This window comes from Mesorhizobium sp. B264B1B (assembly GCF_020165765.1).
Lineage (GTDB): Bacteria > Pseudomonadota > Alphaproteobacteria > Rhizobiales > Rhizobiaceae > Mesorhizobium.
On record NZ_JAIUIS010000004.1, the window covers coordinates 60,041 to 75,735 of the forward strand.

Here is a 15,695-nt window from a genome sequence, read left to right on the forward strand (position 1 = left end):
AATTCTCCTGCACGATTGCCTGCGCAGTATCGCCGGTCTATTATTCCATTAAAGTAGTGATCTTATCGTGGTATAACGGCTAACAGGATGCCCACCAATTCCGCCGGTTCGCTCGCGGCGTTTCTGAGAGACCGGCGCACCCGGCTCGATCCGGCCTCGTTCGGATTTTCAGGGCGCCGGCGCACGCCGGGGCTGCGCCGGGAGGAAGTGGCCCAGCGCGCCAACATCAGCCCGACCTGGTACACATGGCTGGAGCAGGGTCGTGGCGGCGCGCCTTCGGCCGATGTGCTGAACCGCATCGCCAAGGGGCTGATGCTGACCGAGGCCGAGCGCGAGCATCTTTTCATGCTCGGGCTCGGACGCCCGCCCGAGGTCCGCTATATCGGCGCGGAAGGCATCAGCCCCCGGCTGCAGCGCCTCCTCGACACGTTTGAAGCGAGCCCCGCCTTGGTCAGGACCGCTACCTGGGATGTCGTTGCCTGGAACCGCGCCGCCCAGGTCGTGCTGACCGATTACAGCGCCCTGCCCGCAGACCAGCGCAACATTTTGCGCTTCATGTTCCGCAGCCCGGCCATCCGCGAAAAGCAGCACGACTGGGAAAACCTCGCCCGTTTCGTGGTGGGCGCCTTCCGCGCCGACGCGGCGCGTGCCGGCGCGGTGTCCGAGGTACGCGAACTCGTCGACGAACTGTGCAGCGCCAGCCCCGAATTCGCCGCCCTGTGGCGCGAGAACGACGTGCTCAGCCATGGCGACGGAACCAAGCGACTGAAGCACCCGGTGCTCGGCGACATCGAGCTGGAATATTCGGGATTCGCGGTCGACGGCCGCCCGGATCTGAGCCTGACCGTCTACAATCCGGTCGACAGCGCGGTCGCGGAGCGGATTCGCGAGCTGGCGAAGCGCGCCAAGGTGTCATTGGACCCGCCGCGATGATCCCTGCTCGTTCCTGGAACATTCCAGAAATGCGCAGCGGGTTGCGTCCTGCCATGCGTCCCATGAAACCGTCATCGGGGCGCCTTACCACCGCATCCCGCCGACAAAGTCGATGAATGCCCGCAGCTGCGCCGGGATGAGCCGGCGGCCCGGGTAATAGAGGAACGGGCCGGAAAACTCCTGCCACCAGGGCTCCAGCACCGGCTCGAGCCGGCCATCGTCGAAATAGGGGCGCAGCCAGTCCTCGAACAGCGAGACGATGCCGCCGCCGGCGACCGCCACATCGAGCGCAAGCGCCATAGCCGTGCCGGTGCTGACCAGCAGCGGCCCGGTCGGCTCGACGCTCACTATCTCGCCGTCGCGCTCGAACTCCCAGGGCGGCGTCAGGCCGCTGGCGAAGCGGCCGCGCAGGCATGCGTGATCGAGGAGGTCGCGCGGATGGTCGGGCCGGCCACGCCGGTCGAGATAGACCGTTGCGGCAGCGGTGGCGAAGCGCTGCCGGCGCGGGCCGATCGGTACGGCGATCATGTCCTGCTCCAGCCGCTCGTCATAGCGGATGCCGGCATCGCAGCCGCTCGCCAGTATGTCGACGAAACTGTCCTCGGCGGTCACCTCCAGCCTTATGTCGGGATAGGCGGCAAGGAAGGGCGGCAGAAGGCGCGGCAGCACCAGTTTCGCCGCCACGACAGGCACGTTGAGCCGCAGCGTGCCGGCCGGGCGGCCGCGAAAGCCGTTGACGACATCGAGTGCTGCCTCGACCTCGCCGAGCGCGGGGCCCAGCCGCTCCAGCAGGCGTGCGCCGGCCTCGGTCGGTGCGACGCTGCGCGTGGTGCGGTTGAGGAGCCGCACGCCGAGCCCCGCCTCCAGCCGCCGCACCGTTTCGCTGAGGCTGGAGGCGCTGACGCCGCTGACCCTGGCCGCCTCGCGAAAGCCGCCGGCGCGCGCCACCGCCATGAATGCCTGGAGGTCGCCCAGATCCGCCATTGTTCGCCTTTCTGCACAGCCTGTGCCGATTGCGCCATATTATCGCGCAAGCGGGCATTGTCTATATCTGGGCCGATCCACAGGAGATTGAGACCATGACTGACATCAGCAAGGCCGGAACCTTCAAGCTCGGCGACCGCACCGTGAAGCGCATGGGCTACGGCGCCATGCAATTGGCCGGACCCGGCGTGTTCGGCCCGCCGAAAGACCATGACGGTGCACTCGCCGTGCTGCGCGAGGCGGTGGCGAGCGGTATCGACCATATCGACACCAGCGATTTCTACGGTCCGCACGTCACCAACCTGATCATCCGCGAGGCGCTGCACCCCTACCCCGCCAACCTCACCATCGTCACCAAGGTCAGTGCCCGGCGCGGCGCCGATGCATCGTGGATCCCCGCAATGTCGCCGCAGGAACTGACGCAGGCCGTGCACGACAATCTCCGCAATCTGGGACTGGACACGATGGAGGTCGTCAACCTGCGGTCCATGCACGGCATACACGGCCCGGCCGAAGGCTCGCTCGAACCCCAACTGAATACGCTCGCCGAACTGCAGCGTCAGGGTCTGGTGCGCCATATCGGCTTGAGCAACGTCACATCAACCCAGATCGCACAGGGGCGCGGCATCGTCGACATTGTTTGCGTGCAGAACCAGTACAACATCGCGCATCGCGAGGATGACGCACTGATCGACGAGCTTGCCGCGGCCGGCATCGCCTATGTGCCGTTCTTCCCGCTCGGCGGCTTCACGCCGCTGCAATCCAGCACGCTGGCCGATGTCGCGCAAAAACTCGGCGCCACGCCCATGCAGGTGGCGCTCGCCTGGCTCCTGCGTCGCGCGCCCAACATCCTGCTCATCCCCGGCACCTCGTCCATTGCGCATCTCAGGCAAAACATCGCGGCGGCGGAGCTGGAGCTGCCGGCCGACGCGCTTGCCGTGCTGAACGGGATCGCGGACGAGACCGAGCAAGCAGCCTAAGCCGGCGCGACTAGCGCTTGCCGGGCGGCACCGCTGTCCGGCAAGATCCCGACCTCGGCGGCGGCTTGCGCAGCCGTCGCCGGCCATGGCATCTGGTCCGGTACAACGGATCGATCCGAAGCAGCATGGCTCCACGATCACCACGACCCGGCGTCAGCCTCAACCGCGCGCTGTCGAAGCTCGGCCTGTGCTCGCGCACGCAGGCCGAGCGGCTGATCGCCGAGGGCCGCGTGCGCGTCGGTGGCAAGGTCGCGCGCGATGCTTCCCTGCGCGTCGATATGAATCGCGACCGCATCGCCGTCGACGGCGAAAAAATCGTTGCCGAGCGCAAGGTCTATCTCATGCTCAACAAGCCGCGCGGGCTGGTCACGACCCGCGACGACCCGCTCGAGCGCGACACCGTCTATGCCTGTCTTGAAGGGCTTGACCTGCCTTTCGTCTCGCCGGTCGGCCGGCTGGACAAGGCGAGCGAAGGCCTGCTGCTGATGACCAACGACACGCGCTTCGCCAACCGGCTGATGGACCCGGCCTCGCACCTGCCCAAGACCTATCATGTTCAGATCGCCACGGTGCCCGACGCGGCGGTGCTGGAAGCGCTGCGCGCCGGCGCGCGTATCGACGGCGAGACCTTGAGCGCCAACTCGATCGAGCTGCTGCGCAGCGGCGGCCGCACCGCCTGGCTGGAGATCGTGCTCGACGAGGGCCGCAATCGCCACATCCGGCGCCTGCTCGCCGCCCACGGCATCGAGGTCAAGCGCCTGATCCGCGTGGCCATTGGCCGCTTGCCGCTCGGCGATCTCGCCAAGGGTACGGCAAGGCATTTGACGCCCGATGAATTGGCGCTGCTGGCGGGGTGAATAGGCGCAGGGTTGGCACTGTCGTTCGGCATATCTGAAAATCGCGCCGGCACTTCCGTCTCCTGACGGAAAGCTGTCAGGAGCCCCGGCCTATAGAAGGCCGGGAGCCCAGCCGCGGCTTCGACGATCAGGGAGCCAATGCGATGAATTTCGTCTCTGTCCGCATCATCACGTCCGATGTCCAGCGCCTCGTGCGCTTCTATGGCGAGATCACCGGCATGCCGGTGACGATGTACACGGAGGATTTCGCCGAACTGGCGACGCCGGCCTGCACGTTGGGGATCGGCAGCACGCGCACCCTGATGCTGTTCGGCAGCGACATCGCCCGCCCAGCCGACAACCGCACGGCCATAATCGAATTCCAAGTCGGCGACGTCGATGCAGAATTTGCCAGGCTGGCGGAAACCATCAAGGGCGCAATTGTCCAGGAGCCTGCCACCATGCCTTGGGGCAACCGCTCGCTGCTGTTCCGCGACCCGGACTGCAATCTGGTGAATTTCTTCACGCCTGTAACCGCCGAGGCGATCCGGAAGTTCGACAGCTAGGCCGTCCTACTTCCCGTTCCATTTGCGCACCACCGGCTCGCCGAGGTCATGCTCGTAGCCGAGCACGCTGATGCTGGCCGTATCAAGCACGAACAGCGCGCCGTCCTGCGGCGGCAAGCCGAGCCAGCGGGCGGTGAGCACGCGCAGGAAGTGCGCGCTGGAAAAGATCAGCATGTCGGCATTTGCCTCGCGCAGGCGATCGATGATCCTGTCGGCGCGGGCGCCCACATCGGCCGCCGTTTCGCCTTGCGGGCAGCCGTCGCGAAAGACGTTCCAGCCCGGTCGTTCGGCCAGGATCTCCCTGGTGGTTCTCCCTTCATAGGCGCCGTAGTCCCATTCCTGCAGGTCGTCCATCTTGATGCTTTGCGCCCCGAATCCGGCAAGCACGCTGGTGTTGTAGGCGCGCTGCGAAGGGCTCGACCACACGGCCGAAAACGGCAGGCCTTTCAGCCGATCCGCCACACCCCGCGCGGCGGCCTCGCCGGCCGCCGTCAGCGGCATGTCGGTGCGGCCGGTGTGCTGGCCCGAAAGGCTCCACGCCGTCTCGCCATGCCGGACCAGATGGATTTGAGGAAACGCGCTGCTCATGATGGGCCTTTCGAAGTTGCCGCACCTTAGAGGACGATGCGGCGAAGGGGAATCCGGCTGGCGCGAAAGTCCGGGGGTGGAACGCTCGTTTGGGTGCGGTCCACGCGATGCCCACCACATTCCCTGGCCCTGATCCCCGCCGCATTGGCACAATGATTGGGCGCCGGGCATAACTATGTGTGGTCCATAGTTCACCAAGCACGATAGGTCACGATCATCATGTACAAACATCTGCTCATCGGCACCGACGGGTCGGAACTGGCCGACAAGGGCGTTGCCCACGGCCTCGGGCTGGCAAAGGGCCTCGGCGCCGCCGTGACCTTCGTCACCGTCTCGGAACAATTCCCGATCTTCGCCTGGGGCGGCGCCATGGCCGGCTACGCCGCGGGCGATGGGCTGGCCGCCTATCAGGAAGAAGCCCGCAAATACGGCAAGGAGGTGCTCGACAAATGCAAGGCTTCCGCCGAGGGGCTGGGCGTGTCGGCCAAGGTCGTGCACATCGAGGACAGAAGGCCCGCCGAGGCGATCCTGGAGCTGTCGCAGACCGAACGCTGCGACCTGATCGTCATGGCCTCGCACGGCCGCCGCGGATTGGGCAGGCTGCTTCTGGGAAGCCAGACGGCGGAAGTCGTATCCTACAGCGAAATCCCGGTCCTGGTGGTGCGGTAGGCCGGGTCCGGCCAGTCGGCGCTCTGCAAGCGGCGCTCAGAACGCCGCCTCGGCCATGAGATAAAATCCAAGCGCCAAGAGCCCGGCGAAGAACACTTTGCGAAAAGTCTCGACGCTCATGCGCCGGCGCAGCGCCTGGCCGACAGCCATGCCGGCGAGCGCAGGCGCCAGCGCCGCGATCGAACCCGCCAGCCCGGCCGTGGGCGAGGCCAGGGCGCCGGCCCTGAACAGCCCGATGGCCAGCGCCGCCGTCGACACGGTGAAGGACAGGCCGAGCGCCTGGATCAGCTCTTCCCTGCCCAGCCGCAGCGATTGCAGGTAGGGCACCGCCGGAATGACGAAGACGCCGGTGGCGCCGGTGACCAGACCGGTCGCCACCCCGACCAGCGGCGATAGCAAGGCCTCGTGGCGTGGCGGCGTTGAGAAGCCGGCCTTTGCGAGGCCGAGAACGGCATAGAGCATCAGTGCCACGCCGAGCGCGCCGGACGCGGCCGCCGTATGCGCGCCGGTGAGCAGGCCGGCGCCGGCAACGGTGCCGATCACCACGCCGGCCATCATCGTCCATAGCCGCCTGACGAGCCCGCCGAACGAAGGACCGGTGGACAATTGCCACAGATTGGTAACCAGCGACGGGATCAGCAGAAGCGTGGCCGCCTCGGCCGGCGCCATGGTCACCGCCAGCAGGCCCATCGCCACCGTCGGCAGGCCCATCCCGACCACGCCCTTGACGAAGCCGGCGGCAAGGAAGACGGCGCAGATCCAGGCAACGGCGGCGGCGCTCAGCGGCTCAATCATGGAGCAGCATGTCGGCGGCGTCGATCCCCGCTGCCGGCCCCGGTCCGGCGGCGGCGCTGCTGACAGGGGCGGATGTCATGGCGCATCCTGGCATGCCGGAATCCAAGCGCGCCACGGCCAGAAGGGCGACGGCAACCGCCAGCAGCATCGCCGCGCTTTCAGCGATGCCGAGCCCTTGCCGGTTCGATGCTGGTTTTCTCATCATCGACCTCCACCGAAACTGTTTGACGAAATTCGCCGTCACCCACAATGTGGAAATCGCGGCACCAGCCTTCGGCTGAGGCGAAGGCTGGTGCCGCAAGCCGGTCGGCCCGCTGCGCCATCGATCGCGTGATAGCGGCCATCGCCCGGGCTGTCTTGCGGGAGGAAAAAAATGCACTTCGACCTCGTCGATCTCCGACTGTTCCTGCTGGTTGCCGAGCGCGGCAGCATCACCCATGGCGCCGAGCTCGCGGGCCTCGCGCTGGCCTCGGCCAGCGCCCGCATCAAGGGCATGGAGGACAGGCTCGGCGCGCCGCTGCTGGAGCGCCGCCGGCGCGGCGTGGTGCCGACCGCCGCCGGCTAGGCACTGCTGCACCACGCGCGCGCGGTGCAGAACCAGATCGAGGCGATGGCCGGCGAGCTCGGCGCCTATGCCACCGGACTGCGCGCGCGGGTCCGCCTGCTCGCCAACACGGCCGCCACCAGCGAGCTTCTGCGCGACAGGCTGCCGGCCTTTCTGGTCGCGCATCCCGGCATCGACATAGAGCTCGATGAGCGCCCCAGCCACGAGATCGCCGAGGCGGTGGCGAGCGGCGCCGCCGATCTTGGCATTGCCGCGACCTGGGCCGGCCTTTCGCATCTCGAGCAGAAATCGTTCTTCGTCGATAGGCTGGTGGTGATCGCCGCGCGCAACCGCCCCGGCCTCGAAGGCCGCGCGACCGGCCTCGCCGACATTCTCGGTGAAACCTTTGTCGGCCTGAGCGCCGGCCATCCCTTGCAGGAGCACATCTCCCGCCAGGCCGCGCGCCTTGGCGGTCATCTGCATTTTCGCATCCGCGTGCCCGGCCTCGACAATGTCTGCAGGCTGGTGGCCCAGGGCGCGGGCGTCGCCATCGTGCCGGAAAGCACGGTGCGCCGCTCGGCGCCCAGCCTGCGCAGCCTGCGGCTGACGGACGACTGGGGAACCCGCCAGCTCAATCTCTGCGCCCGCCGCTTCGACACGTTGACGCCGCAAGCCAAGCTGCTGGTGGCCGCGCTGGCGTGAAGCCGCCGCCACATGCTGAATTCGCGTGGAATCATGCCTTGCCTTTAAGGAATCCATGAAATAGCTTGTTTGCACATAGGCAAAAAAATCGCCTAGCTTTTTTCGTTTTATGAAAGACGGGGGACTTGCGGGAACATCTCGATCTGACCGATCGGCGGCTGGTCAAACAGCTGTCGCAGGACGCGCAGCCGGGCATCAATCGCCTCGCCGAGATTCTGGCGATCTCGGTGCCGACGGTGCGCACGCGGCTGCGCAACCTGCTCGACCGCAACCTGCTCAAGATCGTCGGGCTCTTGAACCTGACGGAGCGGCCCGAACTGATCTCGGCCATCGTCGGCATCAACGCGCAAGGGCGCGGCCGCGCCCGCGAGCTGGCGCAGCGCATTTCCGAACTGCCCTTCGTCAACTCGGCCTCGGTCGTCACCGGGCGCTTCGACATCATCGTCGACGTGACGGTGGCCGGCGACGTCGCCGATCTCTACCGCGTCACCAGCGAGTTGATCCCGGGCGCCGGCGAGCCGGGCGAGGTCGTGCGCAGCGAGACCTTCGTCGTCATGGCGTCCTGCAACAAATGGGTCAGCCTGCCGGAAGGCTGCTGGTCGGACGACAGCATTCGCAAGGAGCCGGCATGAGGATAGCGGTTCTCGGAGGCCTCGGCCTGCTCAACCCGCTGCTGCATGTGCCGGACGCGCCTTTCTTCGGCGCGTTGCCCAGGCGCGGCATCGCGGTCGCCGAAACGGCGGCCCGGCACTGAGGAAACGGATTTTCGAACGGTGGCCGCCGCCGGCAACGGCGCCGCCGCTCAAAAAGCACCCTGTAGGGTGGACAACAAGACGACAAAAGGAGGAATGCCCAATGAAACCAATGAACATTGCCAAGCTTTTCATCGCCGGCCTCGCACTGGCCGGCCTCACCGCCGCCGCCAGCGCCGGATCGCTCGACGACATCACCAAGCGCGGCGAACTGCGTGTCGCCGTGCAGACGCAGGGACCGCCCTTCTCGCTGGTCGGCGCCAATGGCGAACGCACCGGCAGCTCGGTGGAACTGGCCGAACTGATGGCCAAGGAAATGGGCGTCAAGATCACCTTCCTCGACTTCGACTGGGACGGCCTGATCCCGGCGCTGCTTTCGGGCAAGGCCGACCTTCTGGTCGCCGACATGACGCCGACGCTGGCACGCGGCATGAAAGTCGCCTTCACCACGCCTTACATGTATACGGGCAGCACCGTCTTCACCAAGGCCGACGGCAAGTTCAAGACCGCCGAGGACTGCAAGGCCAAGGGCACCAAGATCGCCGTGCTGCTCGGCGCCACCGGCGAGAAGGAAGCCAAGGCCGCCTTCCCCGATGCCGACATCAAGAGCTACAAGGGCGGCGGTCCGCTGCTGCTCGACGCCGTCAACAACGGCCAGGCCGATTGCGGCGTCAACGACGTCTCGGCGGTCAAGGGCCAGTCGACGGCTTATCCGGCCGGGACCTTCACAATCATGCCGGACCTCCTCTCGAAGGAGCCGCTTGCCTTCGCCACCCGCTATGACGAGCCGGATCTCCTGATCTGGATGAACCTGTTCCTCAACCAGGTCACCATCGACGGCCGCCTGCAGAAGAACCTCGACTACTGGGTCAATTCGGAAGACTGGAAGAAAGATCACTGATTAGGGATTAGGGAATTAGGGATTAGTGAGTAGCGAATTAGTGAGTAGTGAATAGGGAATTCCGGATCCGCCTGCCTACTCACTACTCACTACTCACTATTCCCTACCCACCATTCACGCCCATGCTCGAGAATTTCAGCTTCCGCACCATCGTCGAATACCTGCCCCTGTTCGGGCAGGGCCTGGTCACGACCGTGTGGCTGTCGGCGCTGTCCTTTTTCGGCGCGCTCGCGGTCGGCATCCTGCTGTGCGCGATGAACCTGCAGCGCGGCTGGCTGTTTCGGGTGCCGGCCAAGGCCCATATCGACGCCGTACGCGCCACGCCCTTGCTGGCGCAGCTCTATTTTCTCTATTTCGGCCTGCCGCGCCTCGGTTTCGTGCTGCCCGAACTCGTCGTCGGCATCCTCGCGCTGTCACTGAACAGCGGCGCCTATGTCGCTGAAATCATTCGCGCCGGCATCCTGTCGATCCCGCGCGGCCAGGTTGAGGCCAGTGTTGCTTCGGGCATGACCTATGTCCAGCGCATGCGCCTGGTGGTCCTGCCGCAGGCGTTCAAGGTGACGATCCCGCCGCTGCTGGGACAAGCGATCGTGCTGGTCAAGGATTCGGCGCTCCTGTCGCTGATCTCCGTTGCCGAGCTGACGCGCGCCGGCCAGTTGCTCGCCTCCGACCGTTTCATGCCGGCGGAAGGATTTCTCACCATCGCCGCCTTCTACCTCATGCTCTATTACGGCCTCAAAGGGCTGGCGGTTCTCTCCGGCCGCTGGCTCGGCTCGGCGGGGGCGCGCACATGATCTGGCAGCAGTTGCAAAGCCTTGCGGGCAGCTATCCGCTGGCGCTGCGCGGCCTCGGCATGACCGTGGTGCTGTCGCTGATCAGCCTGGTGCTGGGCACCCTGCTCGGCTTCGGCCTCGGCATCTTGCGGACCGGCGGCAACCGGTTGATCGCCGGCGTGATCGGTGCCTGGGTAGACCTCATCCGAGGCACCCCGTTCCTGGTGCAGATATTCCTGATCTTCTTCATCTTGCCGGAGCTGGGCATCGAGCTCGACGCCTTCACCGCCGGCATCATCGCGCTGACCAACCTCGCCGCCTGCTTCATCTGCGAGATCGTCGCCGCCGGCATCCGTTCGGTTCCGACGGGCCAGGTCGAGGCGGCACTGGCGTCCGGCCTGTCGCGCTGGCAGCGCATGCGCCAGGTGGTGCTACCGCAGGCGATGCGCATCGTGCTGCCGCCGCTGGTCGGGCAATATGTGCTGCTGATCAAGGATTCTTCGGTCGTGTCGGCGATCGGCCTGACCGACCTCACCCGCGTCGGCTGGCTGGTGGTGCAGCGCGTGCCGAACGGCCTGCTGGTGTTCTTCCTCGTCGGCGTCGGCTATTTCATCGTCTGCTATCCGCTGATCATGCTCGCCCGCCGGCTCGAACGGCGCATGGGTGCCGCCCATGGCGAGGTGCAGATATGACATCGAACCCAAAGGTTCTGACCACATGACCAAAACGGGCATGATCGATTTTCGCGGCGTCAACAAATGGTTCGGCCCGCTCAACGTGCTGAGGGACATCACGCTCAGCGTCGAGCCGCGCGAAGTGGTCGTCGTCTGCGGCCCGAGCGGGTCGGGCAAGAGCACGCTTATCCGCTGCATCAACGGGCTGGAGACGATCAAGGACGGCGACCTTGTCGTCGACGGCCAGCGGCTCGGCGACCCCGCCACCAACATGACGAAGCTGCGCACCGAGATCGGCTTCGTCTTCCAGTCCTTCAACCTCTACCCGCACAAGACCGCGCTCGAAAACGTCACGCTGGCGCCGATCCATGTCCGCAAGATCCCGCGCGCCGAGGCCGAGCAGGCCGGCCGCGAACTGCTGGCCAAGGTTGGGCTTGCCGACAAGGTCAACGCCTATCCTGCGCAGCTTTCAGGCGGACAGCAGCAGCGCGTGGCGATCGCCCGCTGTCTCGGCATGCGCCCCAAGATCATGCTGTTCGACGAGCCGACATCCGCGCTCGACCCCGAGATGATTTCGGAAGTGCTCGACGTCATGGTCGCGGTTGCCGAGGAAGGCATGACCATGATGGTGGTGACGCATGAGATGGGCTTTGCCCGCAAGGTCGCCCAGCGCGTGGTGTTCATGGATGCCGGCGCCATCGTCGAAAGCGGCACGCCCGACGAGTTCTTCTCGCACCCCAGGACCGATCGCAGCCGCGCCTTCCTGAGCAAGATCCTGCGGCACTGACCGGCGCCGCCGCCTTCAAGTGACCGCCAGCACCTTGCCTGTATCGTGCTGGCGCACGAAATCCACGCGGCGGCCGTCCCAGTGGTAGCTGTAGTGCCTCCCCTGGACGGGAACGGTGATTGCATCCGGCCAGAAGATGCCGATGCACTGCCCGCTTGGCATGCGCACGCTGTTCCACACCAGCCCGTCGCTGCCGGCCGCACGCAAGGCGCGGCCTTCGGCCTGCGAGGCGGTGTAGTCGTCCGGGTCGAGCGCGCCGGGCACCGCGTTGACGTCATCGAGGTCGCGATCGACGCTGCCGATCAGCACGCGGAAATCCGCGGTCCAGCCCGGCTCCTCCTTGGTGGCGCGCATAAAATTCTGGTGGTGGTGGATGGTTTCGGCCAGCGCCACCTCCTCGCTGTCGCCGGCATAGTAGATGCCGTAGCTGCCATCGGAAAACCGCCCGGGCCGCAAGGTCGAGCAATGCACGAAGGGCGCCATCACGAAACTTGCGCCGGGTCCGGACACCCGCCTTTCGGCAGGAACCTTGCCGAGGTCGCCGAGTTCCAGCCGGATGCGCGGATTGGTCTTCTCCTCGACGGCGGCCAGCGCTTCCCAATCGCGCGGGTCGGCAATGTCCTCGAAGAGGTCGATAGGCGGATGGATGGAGCGGATGATGCGGAAGGTCTGGGGCCAGTGGACGCGGCGCCGGACCGCGAGCCCACTCACCATCCACCACGCTCCGCGTCGAGCCATTCGCGCATCGCGGCAAGGTCGGAGATTTCGCCGCGCAGCATCAGGTCGAGCGCCGATTGGCCGCCGAACGTGGCATTGGGCTTGCGGATCCAGGCATAGCCGCGCGCCGGCTCGGTGAAGAGATAGCGCAAACCCTTGTGGATGCCCATCAGATGCGCCATGCGGGTGCGCAGGTCACGGTCGATCCGGCCGATGCCGCCTTCCTTCCAGCGCGCCCAGGTGCGCGCCGACATGCCGCCGAGCAGGATGCAGGCCTCGAGGTCGGTGAGGCCCCACGCCTTGAACAGATTGACCGTGGTGCGCGCCAGGGCGCCCGCCTCTTCATCCGAGATGGCGCTGCCGACCGCGGCCGGCGTGGTGACGATGGACTGAAGCTGCATTTTCTGCTCCCGCTATTGGCAGACATATAGCATGTATTTGCCAATTGGCAAGGAAACAGGACCAGAGCGGCCACCTAAAAAGGTGGCGCGGCATAACAGACCAGGGTTCCTCGCCCCCACAAAGGTGGGGGAGAGGTGGCTCGGCGAAGCCGAGACGGAGCGGGGGAATGGCGCGGCGTGGATATGCCGTGAAAACCTTCCAGCGCCGCAGCCCCCTCTCCGACCGCTTCGCCGCCACCTCTCCCCCGCTTTGCGGGGCCGAGGAACCCACGTTCTGTAAGGGCGGCTCTTGTCCGCCTACTCCGCCGCCTCATACCCCGCGATACCCTTGATCTCCAGAAAATCCTCCAGCCCGTATTCGGCGTATTCGCGGCCGTTGCCGGATTGCTTGTAGCCGCCGAAGGGCAGGCCGGCGTCCCATTGGGGATAGTTGATGTAGACGTTGCCGGAGCGCATGCGCGCCGCGACGTCGCGCGCCTTCTGGATATCCTTGGCCTGGATATAGGAGGCAAGGCCGTAGACGGTGTCGTTGGCCTGCTCGACCGCCTGCTCGACCGTGTCGTAGGGCATGATGGCCAGCACCGGCCCGAAAATCTCCTCGCGCGCGATGCGCATGTCGTGGGTGACATCGGCGAACACGGTCGGCCTGACATAGTAGCCACGGTTGAGTTCGGCCGGACGGCCGGGGCCGCCCATGACCAGCGTGGCGCCCTCGTCGATGCCGCTCTGGATCATGTCCTGGATCTTGTCGAACTGGGCCTGGCTGACGACAGGGCCGAGCTTGGTGCCGGGAGCGTCGGCCGGGCCGACCACGAACTTTTCCGCCGCCGCCTTGGCGTAGGAAGTCGCCTCGTCATGACGGTCGCGTGGCACGAACATACGGGTTGGCGCGTTGCAGGACTGGCCGCTGTTGCTGAAGCAGCCGGCGACGCCCTTGGTCACGGCGGTGGCGAGGTCGACATCCGGGAACAGGATGTTGGCCGACTTGCCGCCAAGTTCCTGGTGCACGCGCTTGACGGTGTCGGCGGCGGCCTTGGCCACCAATATGCCGGCCCGGGTGGAGCCGGTGAACGACATCATGTCGATATCGGGATGGCTGGACAGCGCCTGGCCGACGCCGGGGCCGTCGCCATTGACGAGGTTGAACACGCCCTTCGGCACGCCGGCCTCGTCGAAGATCTCGGCGAAGATGATGGCGTCGAGCGGCGCGATCTCGGATGGCTTCAGCACCATGGTGCAACCGGCGGCAAGCGCCGGACCCACCTTGCAGGTGATCTGGTTCAGCGGCCAGTTCCATGGCGTGATCAGGCCGACGACGCCGATCGGCTCCTTGACGATCAGCGAGGAGCCCTTGACCTGCCGGAACTGGAAGCTCTTCAGCACTTCCGCCATCTTGGCCAGATGCGCGAGCCCGATGCCGACCTGGCTGTCGAGCGCCATCCGGCGCGGCGCGCCCATCTCGCGCGACACGGCGAGCGCAAGGTCCTGGCTGCGCTTCTTGTAGACCTCGATGACGCCGTTGAGGATGTCGAGCCGTTCCTCGACCGAGGTGAAGCCGAATGTGCCGAAGGCGCGCTTCGCGGCGGCCACCGCCTTGTCTACGTCGGCCTTGGAGCCCAGCGAAATCTGCGCGAAGGCATCTTCGTTCGACGGATCGATGACATCGATCGTGTTGGGCACGACAGGATCGACCCACGCGCCATCGATGTAGAACTGCTGATTGTGTGACATGATTTCTCCTGAGGGGCGCCGCACAGCCGTCCGGCGTGATATCTGGCTAGAAATAACGATGCGCGACCGGCACTGTCAAACGCAACCCCGAACTGGTGAGCGAGCCGCGAGCGGTTGAACCAGCCGGGCGGGCGATAGCTGGAGCAGAACGAATTACAGCAGAGTATGCCCGGCTTCGCCTAGAAGCCGTGTCGCCGCGACCCGATCGGCGGCTTTCACCAGCAGGTGATCGCCGTCGAAAGTCGACACCACGAAAATGCCCAGCTCGTTTTCCGACAGTGGCCTGATGATCGACAACACGATGCCGGTTTCATCGAAAGCGAAAGGTCCTTGGAGCTTGAAGGCGACCCACTCGTCATCCCGCTTGACGCCATCTGGAACGCGATCCTGCAGACAGACGATCGAAAGTTCATCCTCGGTTCTGGTGATGCTGACGAAGCCTGGCCCGTCCGCCCAACCGGGAACGCTCGCTCCAGGCTCGAGCCGCGAAATCGCGTACAGCCCGGGCAGTTGCTTCAGCCTGATTTTGGCAGCCATTGTCGAACTCCGATTGCGGTCTATCCAGCGAGCCTCTTGCTCATATAGACAGTCGTACCGTTCATGAACGGCTCCTCCCGGTCGATCCTATAGCCGTGCCTCTTGTAAAGCGACACATTGGCCGCGAAGGCGCCATTGGTCAGCAGGCGAAGTTCGTTGCGGCCCGCTTCGGCCGCCTTGCGTTCAGCCCGCTCCAGCAACAGCCGGCCGATCCCCCTTCCCTGCGCATGCGGTGCCACGCAGACATTCTCGATCCAGACATGATCGTCGGCTGGCATGGTTTCAATCGCGCCGACGATTTCGCCCTGGTCGGTCGCAAGGTCGAACTCATGCTCTGCAACCGCTATGTCGTAGTCGGCGCGCATGGGCAGCGGTTCGCGGCCGATCAGCGGCACCCATTTGGCATAGGCCAAGCGCACGATGTCCCGGATGGCTGCGGCGTCCGCCGGCCCGGCCTGCCGGAACTGGATGGAAGGATTGATGCTCATCGAGGGCTCCAGACATGAACAGCCCGCCGACGGTTGCGCGGGCGGGGCTGGGAAGAACGAACCGGAATTAACGGGCCACTCCTCGTCGTCGCGCAATCATGCCGCCTCGCAGTGTACAGGTTCGGCGTCGCATGACATTGGCGCGGGGAAGAACGAACATGGCGCCAAGCTGGCGCAGCATGAGTGGCCCGTCAAGCCGACGCCAAGCCACCTTCTGGCGGTGCCCCAGCCTCTTTACCGCGCTGCCTCACCAACCCTGATTAGAGGCATGCCGTATCGGCCCTTGGCCGACGACCGCATTTTGGTCACGTAAGCCGGAAAACCGTCCTGGAAAATC

General features: G+C 65.7%; 21 protein-coding genes and 1 pseudogene. 13 read left to right on the forward strand and 9 right to left on the reverse strand.

Annotation, left to right across the window (positions count from 1 at the left end):
• Positions 1 to 87 precede the first annotated feature (87 nt).
• Positions 88 to 933: a helix-turn-helix transcriptional regulator gene (locus tag LB547_RS09485; RefSeq protein ID WP_140685648.1), complete on the forward strand. Its 846-nt coding sequence runs from the start codon at positions 88 to 90 to the stop codon at positions 931 to 933.
• An 84-nt stretch (positions 934 to 1,017) separates the two neighbouring features.
• Here the strand turns inward: LB547_RS09485 and LB547_RS09490 are convergent, their stop codons facing one another.
• The gene (locus tag LB547_RS09490) at positions 1,018 to 1,917 is read right to left on the reverse strand and encodes a LysR family transcriptional regulator (protein WP_140759656.1); all 900 of its coding nucleotides are present in this window, start codon (positions 1,915 to 1,917) and stop codon (positions 1,018 to 1,020) included.
• 95 nt (positions 1,918 to 2,012) lie between these two features.
• Between LB547_RS09490 and LB547_RS09495 the strand changes: the two genes are divergently transcribed.
• The 3 genes from LB547_RS09495 (at position 2,013) to LB547_RS09505 (ending at position 4,299) form a co-directional block, all read left to right on the forward strand.
• On the forward strand, positions 2,013 to 2,897 hold the full coding sequence (locus tag LB547_RS09495; RefSeq protein WP_140759653.1) for an aldo/keto reductase family oxidoreductase: 885 nt from the start codon (positions 2,013 to 2,015) through the stop codon (positions 2,895 to 2,897).
• A 125-nt stretch (positions 2,898 to 3,022) separates the two neighbouring features.
• The gene (locus LB547_RS09500) at positions 3,023 to 3,754 is read left to right on the forward strand and encodes a pseudouridine synthase (protein WP_140759650.1); all 732 of its coding nucleotides are present in this window, start codon (positions 3,023 to 3,025) and stop codon (positions 3,752 to 3,754) included.
• Positions 3,755 to 3,897: 143 nt separating this feature from the next.
• On the forward strand, positions 3,898 to 4,299 hold the full coding sequence (locus tag LB547_RS09505; protein ID WP_140759647.1) for a VOC family protein: 402 nt from the start codon (positions 3,898 to 3,900) through the stop codon (positions 4,297 to 4,299).
• Positions 4,300 to 4,305: 6 nt separating this feature from the next.
• Here LB547_RS09505 and LB547_RS09510 read toward each other — a convergent pair whose 3' ends face one another.
• A complete protein-coding gene (locus LB547_RS09510; protein WP_140674367.1) occupies positions 4,306 to 4,887 on the reverse strand; it encodes a histidine phosphatase family protein in 582 nt (193 codons plus the stop codon).
• A 219-nt stretch (positions 4,888 to 5,106) separates the two neighbouring features.
• Between LB547_RS09510 and LB547_RS09515 the strand changes: the two genes are divergently transcribed.
• Positions 5,107 to 5,556, forward strand: a complete 450-nt coding sequence (locus LB547_RS09515; RefSeq protein WP_140674369.1) for a universal stress protein — start codon at positions 5,107 to 5,109, stop codon at positions 5,554 to 5,556.
• Positions 5,557 to 5,592: 36 nt separating this feature from the next.
• Here the strand turns inward: LB547_RS09515 and LB547_RS09520 are convergent, their stop codons facing one another.
• Both LB547_RS09520 and LB547_RS09525 read right to left on the reverse strand, forming a co-directional pair.
• Complete coding sequence (locus tag LB547_RS09520; RefSeq protein ID WP_140759640.1) at positions 5,593 to 6,351, reverse strand: sulfite exporter TauE/SafE family protein; 759 nt, start codon at positions 6,349 to 6,351, stop codon at positions 5,593 to 5,595.
• Entirely contained in the window at positions 6,344 to 6,553 is a 210-nt protein-coding gene (locus LB547_RS09525; RefSeq protein WP_140565448.1) for a hypothetical protein, read from the reverse strand. Before LB547_RS09525 ends, LB547_RS09520 begins: the two co-directional genes overlap by 8 nt.
• A 171-nt stretch (positions 6,554 to 6,724) precedes the next feature.
• Between LB547_RS09525 and LB547_RS09530 the strand changes: the two are divergent.
• The 7 genes and pseudogenes from LB547_RS09530 to LB547_RS09555 all read left to right on the forward strand — a co-directional run bounded on the left by LB547_RS09530 (position 6,725) and on the right by LB547_RS09555 (position 11,484).
• A pseudogene (locus LB547_RS09530) lies at positions 6,725 to 7,597 on the forward strand (LysR substrate-binding domain-containing protein).
• Positions 7,598 to 7,722: 125 nt separating this feature from the next.
• Positions 7,723 to 8,229: an Lrp/AsnC family transcriptional regulator gene (locus LB547_RS09535; RefSeq protein ID WP_140499160.1), complete on the forward strand. Its 507-nt coding sequence runs from the start codon at positions 7,723 to 7,725 to the stop codon at positions 8,227 to 8,229.
• Positions 8,226 to 8,351 carry a hypothetical protein gene (locus tag LB547_RS32305; protein WP_263483102.1) on the forward strand — a complete coding sequence of 42 codons (126 nt, stop codon included), beginning with the start codon at positions 8,226 to 8,228 and terminating at the stop codon, positions 8,349 to 8,351. Before LB547_RS09535 ends, LB547_RS32305 begins: the two co-directional genes overlap by 4 nt.
• A 110-nt stretch (positions 8,352 to 8,461) precedes the next feature.
• Positions 8,462 to 9,250: an ABC transporter substrate-binding protein gene (locus LB547_RS09540; protein WP_140759894.1), complete on the forward strand. Its 789-nt coding sequence runs from the start codon at positions 8,462 to 8,464 to the stop codon at positions 9,248 to 9,250.
• Between the two features lie 122 nt (positions 9,251 to 9,372).
• Complete coding sequence (locus tag LB547_RS09545) at positions 9,373 to 10,044, forward strand: amino acid ABC transporter permease (protein ID WP_140759637.1); 672 nt, start codon at positions 9,373 to 9,375, stop codon at positions 10,042 to 10,044.
• Positions 10,041 to 10,715, forward strand: coding sequence for an amino acid ABC transporter permease (locus tag LB547_RS09550; protein WP_140499164.1), 675 nt, complete (start codon positions 10,041 to 10,043; stop codon positions 10,713 to 10,715). The genes LB547_RS09545 and LB547_RS09550 overlap by 4 nt, the downstream gene beginning before the upstream one ends.
• A gap of 25 nt (positions 10,716 to 10,740) precedes the next feature.
• Complete coding sequence (locus LB547_RS09555; protein WP_140499166.1) at positions 10,741 to 11,484, forward strand: amino acid ABC transporter ATP-binding protein; 744 nt, start codon at positions 10,741 to 10,743, stop codon at positions 11,482 to 11,484.
• 15 nt (positions 11,485 to 11,499) lie between these two features.
• Here LB547_RS09555 and LB547_RS09560 read toward each other — a convergent pair whose 3' ends face one another.
• From LB547_RS09560 to LB547_RS09580, 5 genes are all read right to left on the reverse strand, one after another.
• Positions 11,500 to 12,198, reverse strand: coding sequence for an RES family NAD+ phosphorylase (locus tag LB547_RS09560; RefSeq protein WP_140516231.1), 699 nt, complete (start codon positions 12,196 to 12,198; stop codon positions 11,500 to 11,502).
• A complete protein-coding gene (locus LB547_RS09565; RefSeq protein WP_140559857.1) occupies positions 12,192 to 12,602 on the reverse strand; it encodes an MbcA/ParS/Xre antitoxin family protein in 411 nt (136 codons plus the stop codon). The genes LB547_RS09560 and LB547_RS09565 overlap by 7 nt, the downstream gene beginning before the upstream one ends.
• Positions 12,603 to 12,899: 297 nt before the next feature.
• A complete protein-coding gene (locus LB547_RS09570; protein WP_140759634.1) occupies positions 12,900 to 14,333 on the reverse strand; it encodes an aldehyde dehydrogenase family protein in 1,434 nt (477 codons plus the stop codon).
• Positions 14,334 to 14,486: 153 nt separating this feature from the next.
• The gene (locus LB547_RS09575) at positions 14,487 to 14,870 is read right to left on the reverse strand and encodes an ACT domain-containing protein (RefSeq protein WP_140499174.1); all 384 of its coding nucleotides are present in this window, start codon (positions 14,868 to 14,870) and stop codon (positions 14,487 to 14,489) included.
• Positions 14,871 to 14,890: 20 nt separating this feature from the next.
• Positions 14,891 to 15,358 carry a GNAT family N-acetyltransferase gene (locus tag LB547_RS09580; protein ID WP_140499176.1) on the reverse strand — a complete coding sequence of 156 codons (468 nt, stop codon included), beginning with the start codon at positions 15,356 to 15,358 and terminating at the stop codon, positions 14,891 to 14,893.
• Here LB547_RS09580 and LB547_RS09585 point away from each other — a divergent pair.
• Positions 15,351 to 15,671 (forward strand): hypothetical protein, encoded by a 321-nt coding sequence (locus LB547_RS09585; RefSeq protein ID WP_140565471.1) that lies wholly within the window; start codon positions 15,351 to 15,353, stop codon positions 15,669 to 15,671. The two genes, LB547_RS09580 and LB547_RS09585, sit on opposite strands and share 8 nt — an antisense overlap.
• Positions 15,672 to 15,695 lie beyond the last annotated feature (24 nt).

What these genes read in the sequence shown, in the direction of transcription:
- LB547_RS09575 (WP_140499174.1), bottom strand. Translation starts at nt 14,870, where the DNA reads ATGGCTGCCAAAATCAGGCTGAAGCAACTGCCCGGGCTGTACGCGATT.
- LB547_RS09500 (WP_140759650.1), top strand. Translation starts at nt 3,023, where the DNA reads ATGGCTCCACGATCACCACGACCCGGCGTCAGCCTCAACCGCGCGCTG.
- LB547_RS09520 (WP_140759640.1), bottom strand. Translation starts at nt 6,351, where the DNA reads ATGATTGAGCCGCTGAGCGCCGCCGCCGTTGCCTGGATCTGCGCCGTC.
- LB547_RS09505 (WP_140759647.1), top strand. Translation starts at nt 3,898, where the DNA reads ATGAATTTCGTCTCTGTCCGCATCATCACGTCCGATGTCCAGCGCCTC.
- LB547_RS09515 (WP_140674369.1), top strand. Translation starts at nt 5,107, where the DNA reads ATGTACAAACATCTGCTCATCGGCACCGACGGGTCGGAACTGGCCGAC.
- LB547_RS09570 (WP_140759634.1), bottom strand. Translation starts at nt 14,333, where the DNA reads ATGTCACACAATCAGCAGTTCTACATCGATGGCGCGTGGGTCGATCCT.
- LB547_RS09550 (WP_140499164.1), top strand. Translation starts at nt 10,041, where the DNA reads ATGATCTGGCAGCAGTTGCAAAGCCTTGCGGGCAGCTATCCGCTGGCG.
- LB547_RS09555 (WP_140499166.1), top strand. Translation starts at nt 10,741, where the DNA reads ATGACCAAAACGGGCATGATCGATTTTCGCGGCGTCAACAAATGGTTC.
- LB547_RS09545 (WP_140759637.1), top strand. Translation starts at nt 9,373, where the DNA reads ATGCTCGAGAATTTCAGCTTCCGCACCATCGTCGAATACCTGCCCCTG.
- LB547_RS09490 (WP_140759656.1), bottom strand. Translation starts at nt 1,917, where the DNA reads ATGGCGGATCTGGGCGACCTCCAGGCATTCATGGCGGTGGCGCGCGCC.
- LB547_RS32305 (WP_263483102.1), top strand. Translation starts at nt 8,226, where the DNA reads ATGAGGATAGCGGTTCTCGGAGGCCTCGGCCTGCTCAACCCGCTGCTG.
- LB547_RS09580 (WP_140499176.1), bottom strand. Translation starts at nt 15,358, where the DNA reads ATGAGCATCAATCCTTCCATCCAGTTCCGGCAGGCCGGGCCGGCGGAC.
- LB547_RS09510 (WP_140674367.1), bottom strand. Translation starts at nt 4,887, where the DNA reads ATGAGCAGCGCGTTTCCTCAAATCCATCTGGTCCGGCATGGCGAGACG.
- LB547_RS09560 (WP_140516231.1), bottom strand. Translation starts at nt 12,198, where the DNA reads ATGGTGAGTGGGCTCGCGGTCCGGCGCCGCGTCCACTGGCCCCAGACC.
- LB547_RS09565 (WP_140559857.1), bottom strand. Translation starts at nt 12,602, where the DNA reads ATGCAGCTTCAGTCCATCGTCACCACGCCGGCCGCGGTCGGCAGCGCC.
- LB547_RS09525 (WP_140565448.1), bottom strand. Translation starts at nt 6,553, where the DNA reads ATGAGAAAACCAGCATCGAACCGGCAAGGGCTCGGCATCGCTGAAAGC.
- LB547_RS09485 (WP_140685648.1), top strand. Translation starts at nt 88, where the DNA reads ATGCCCACCAATTCCGCCGGTTCGCTCGCGGCGTTTCTGAGAGACCGG.
- LB547_RS09495 (WP_140759653.1), top strand. Translation starts at nt 2,013, where the DNA reads ATGACTGACATCAGCAAGGCCGGAACCTTCAAGCTCGGCGACCGCACC.
- LB547_RS09585 (WP_140565471.1), top strand. Translation starts at nt 15,351, where the DNA reads ATGCTCATCGAGGGCTCCAGACATGAACAGCCCGCCGACGGTTGCGCG.
- LB547_RS09540 (WP_140759894.1), top strand. Translation starts at nt 8,462, where the DNA reads ATGAACATTGCCAAGCTTTTCATCGCCGGCCTCGCACTGGCCGGCCTC.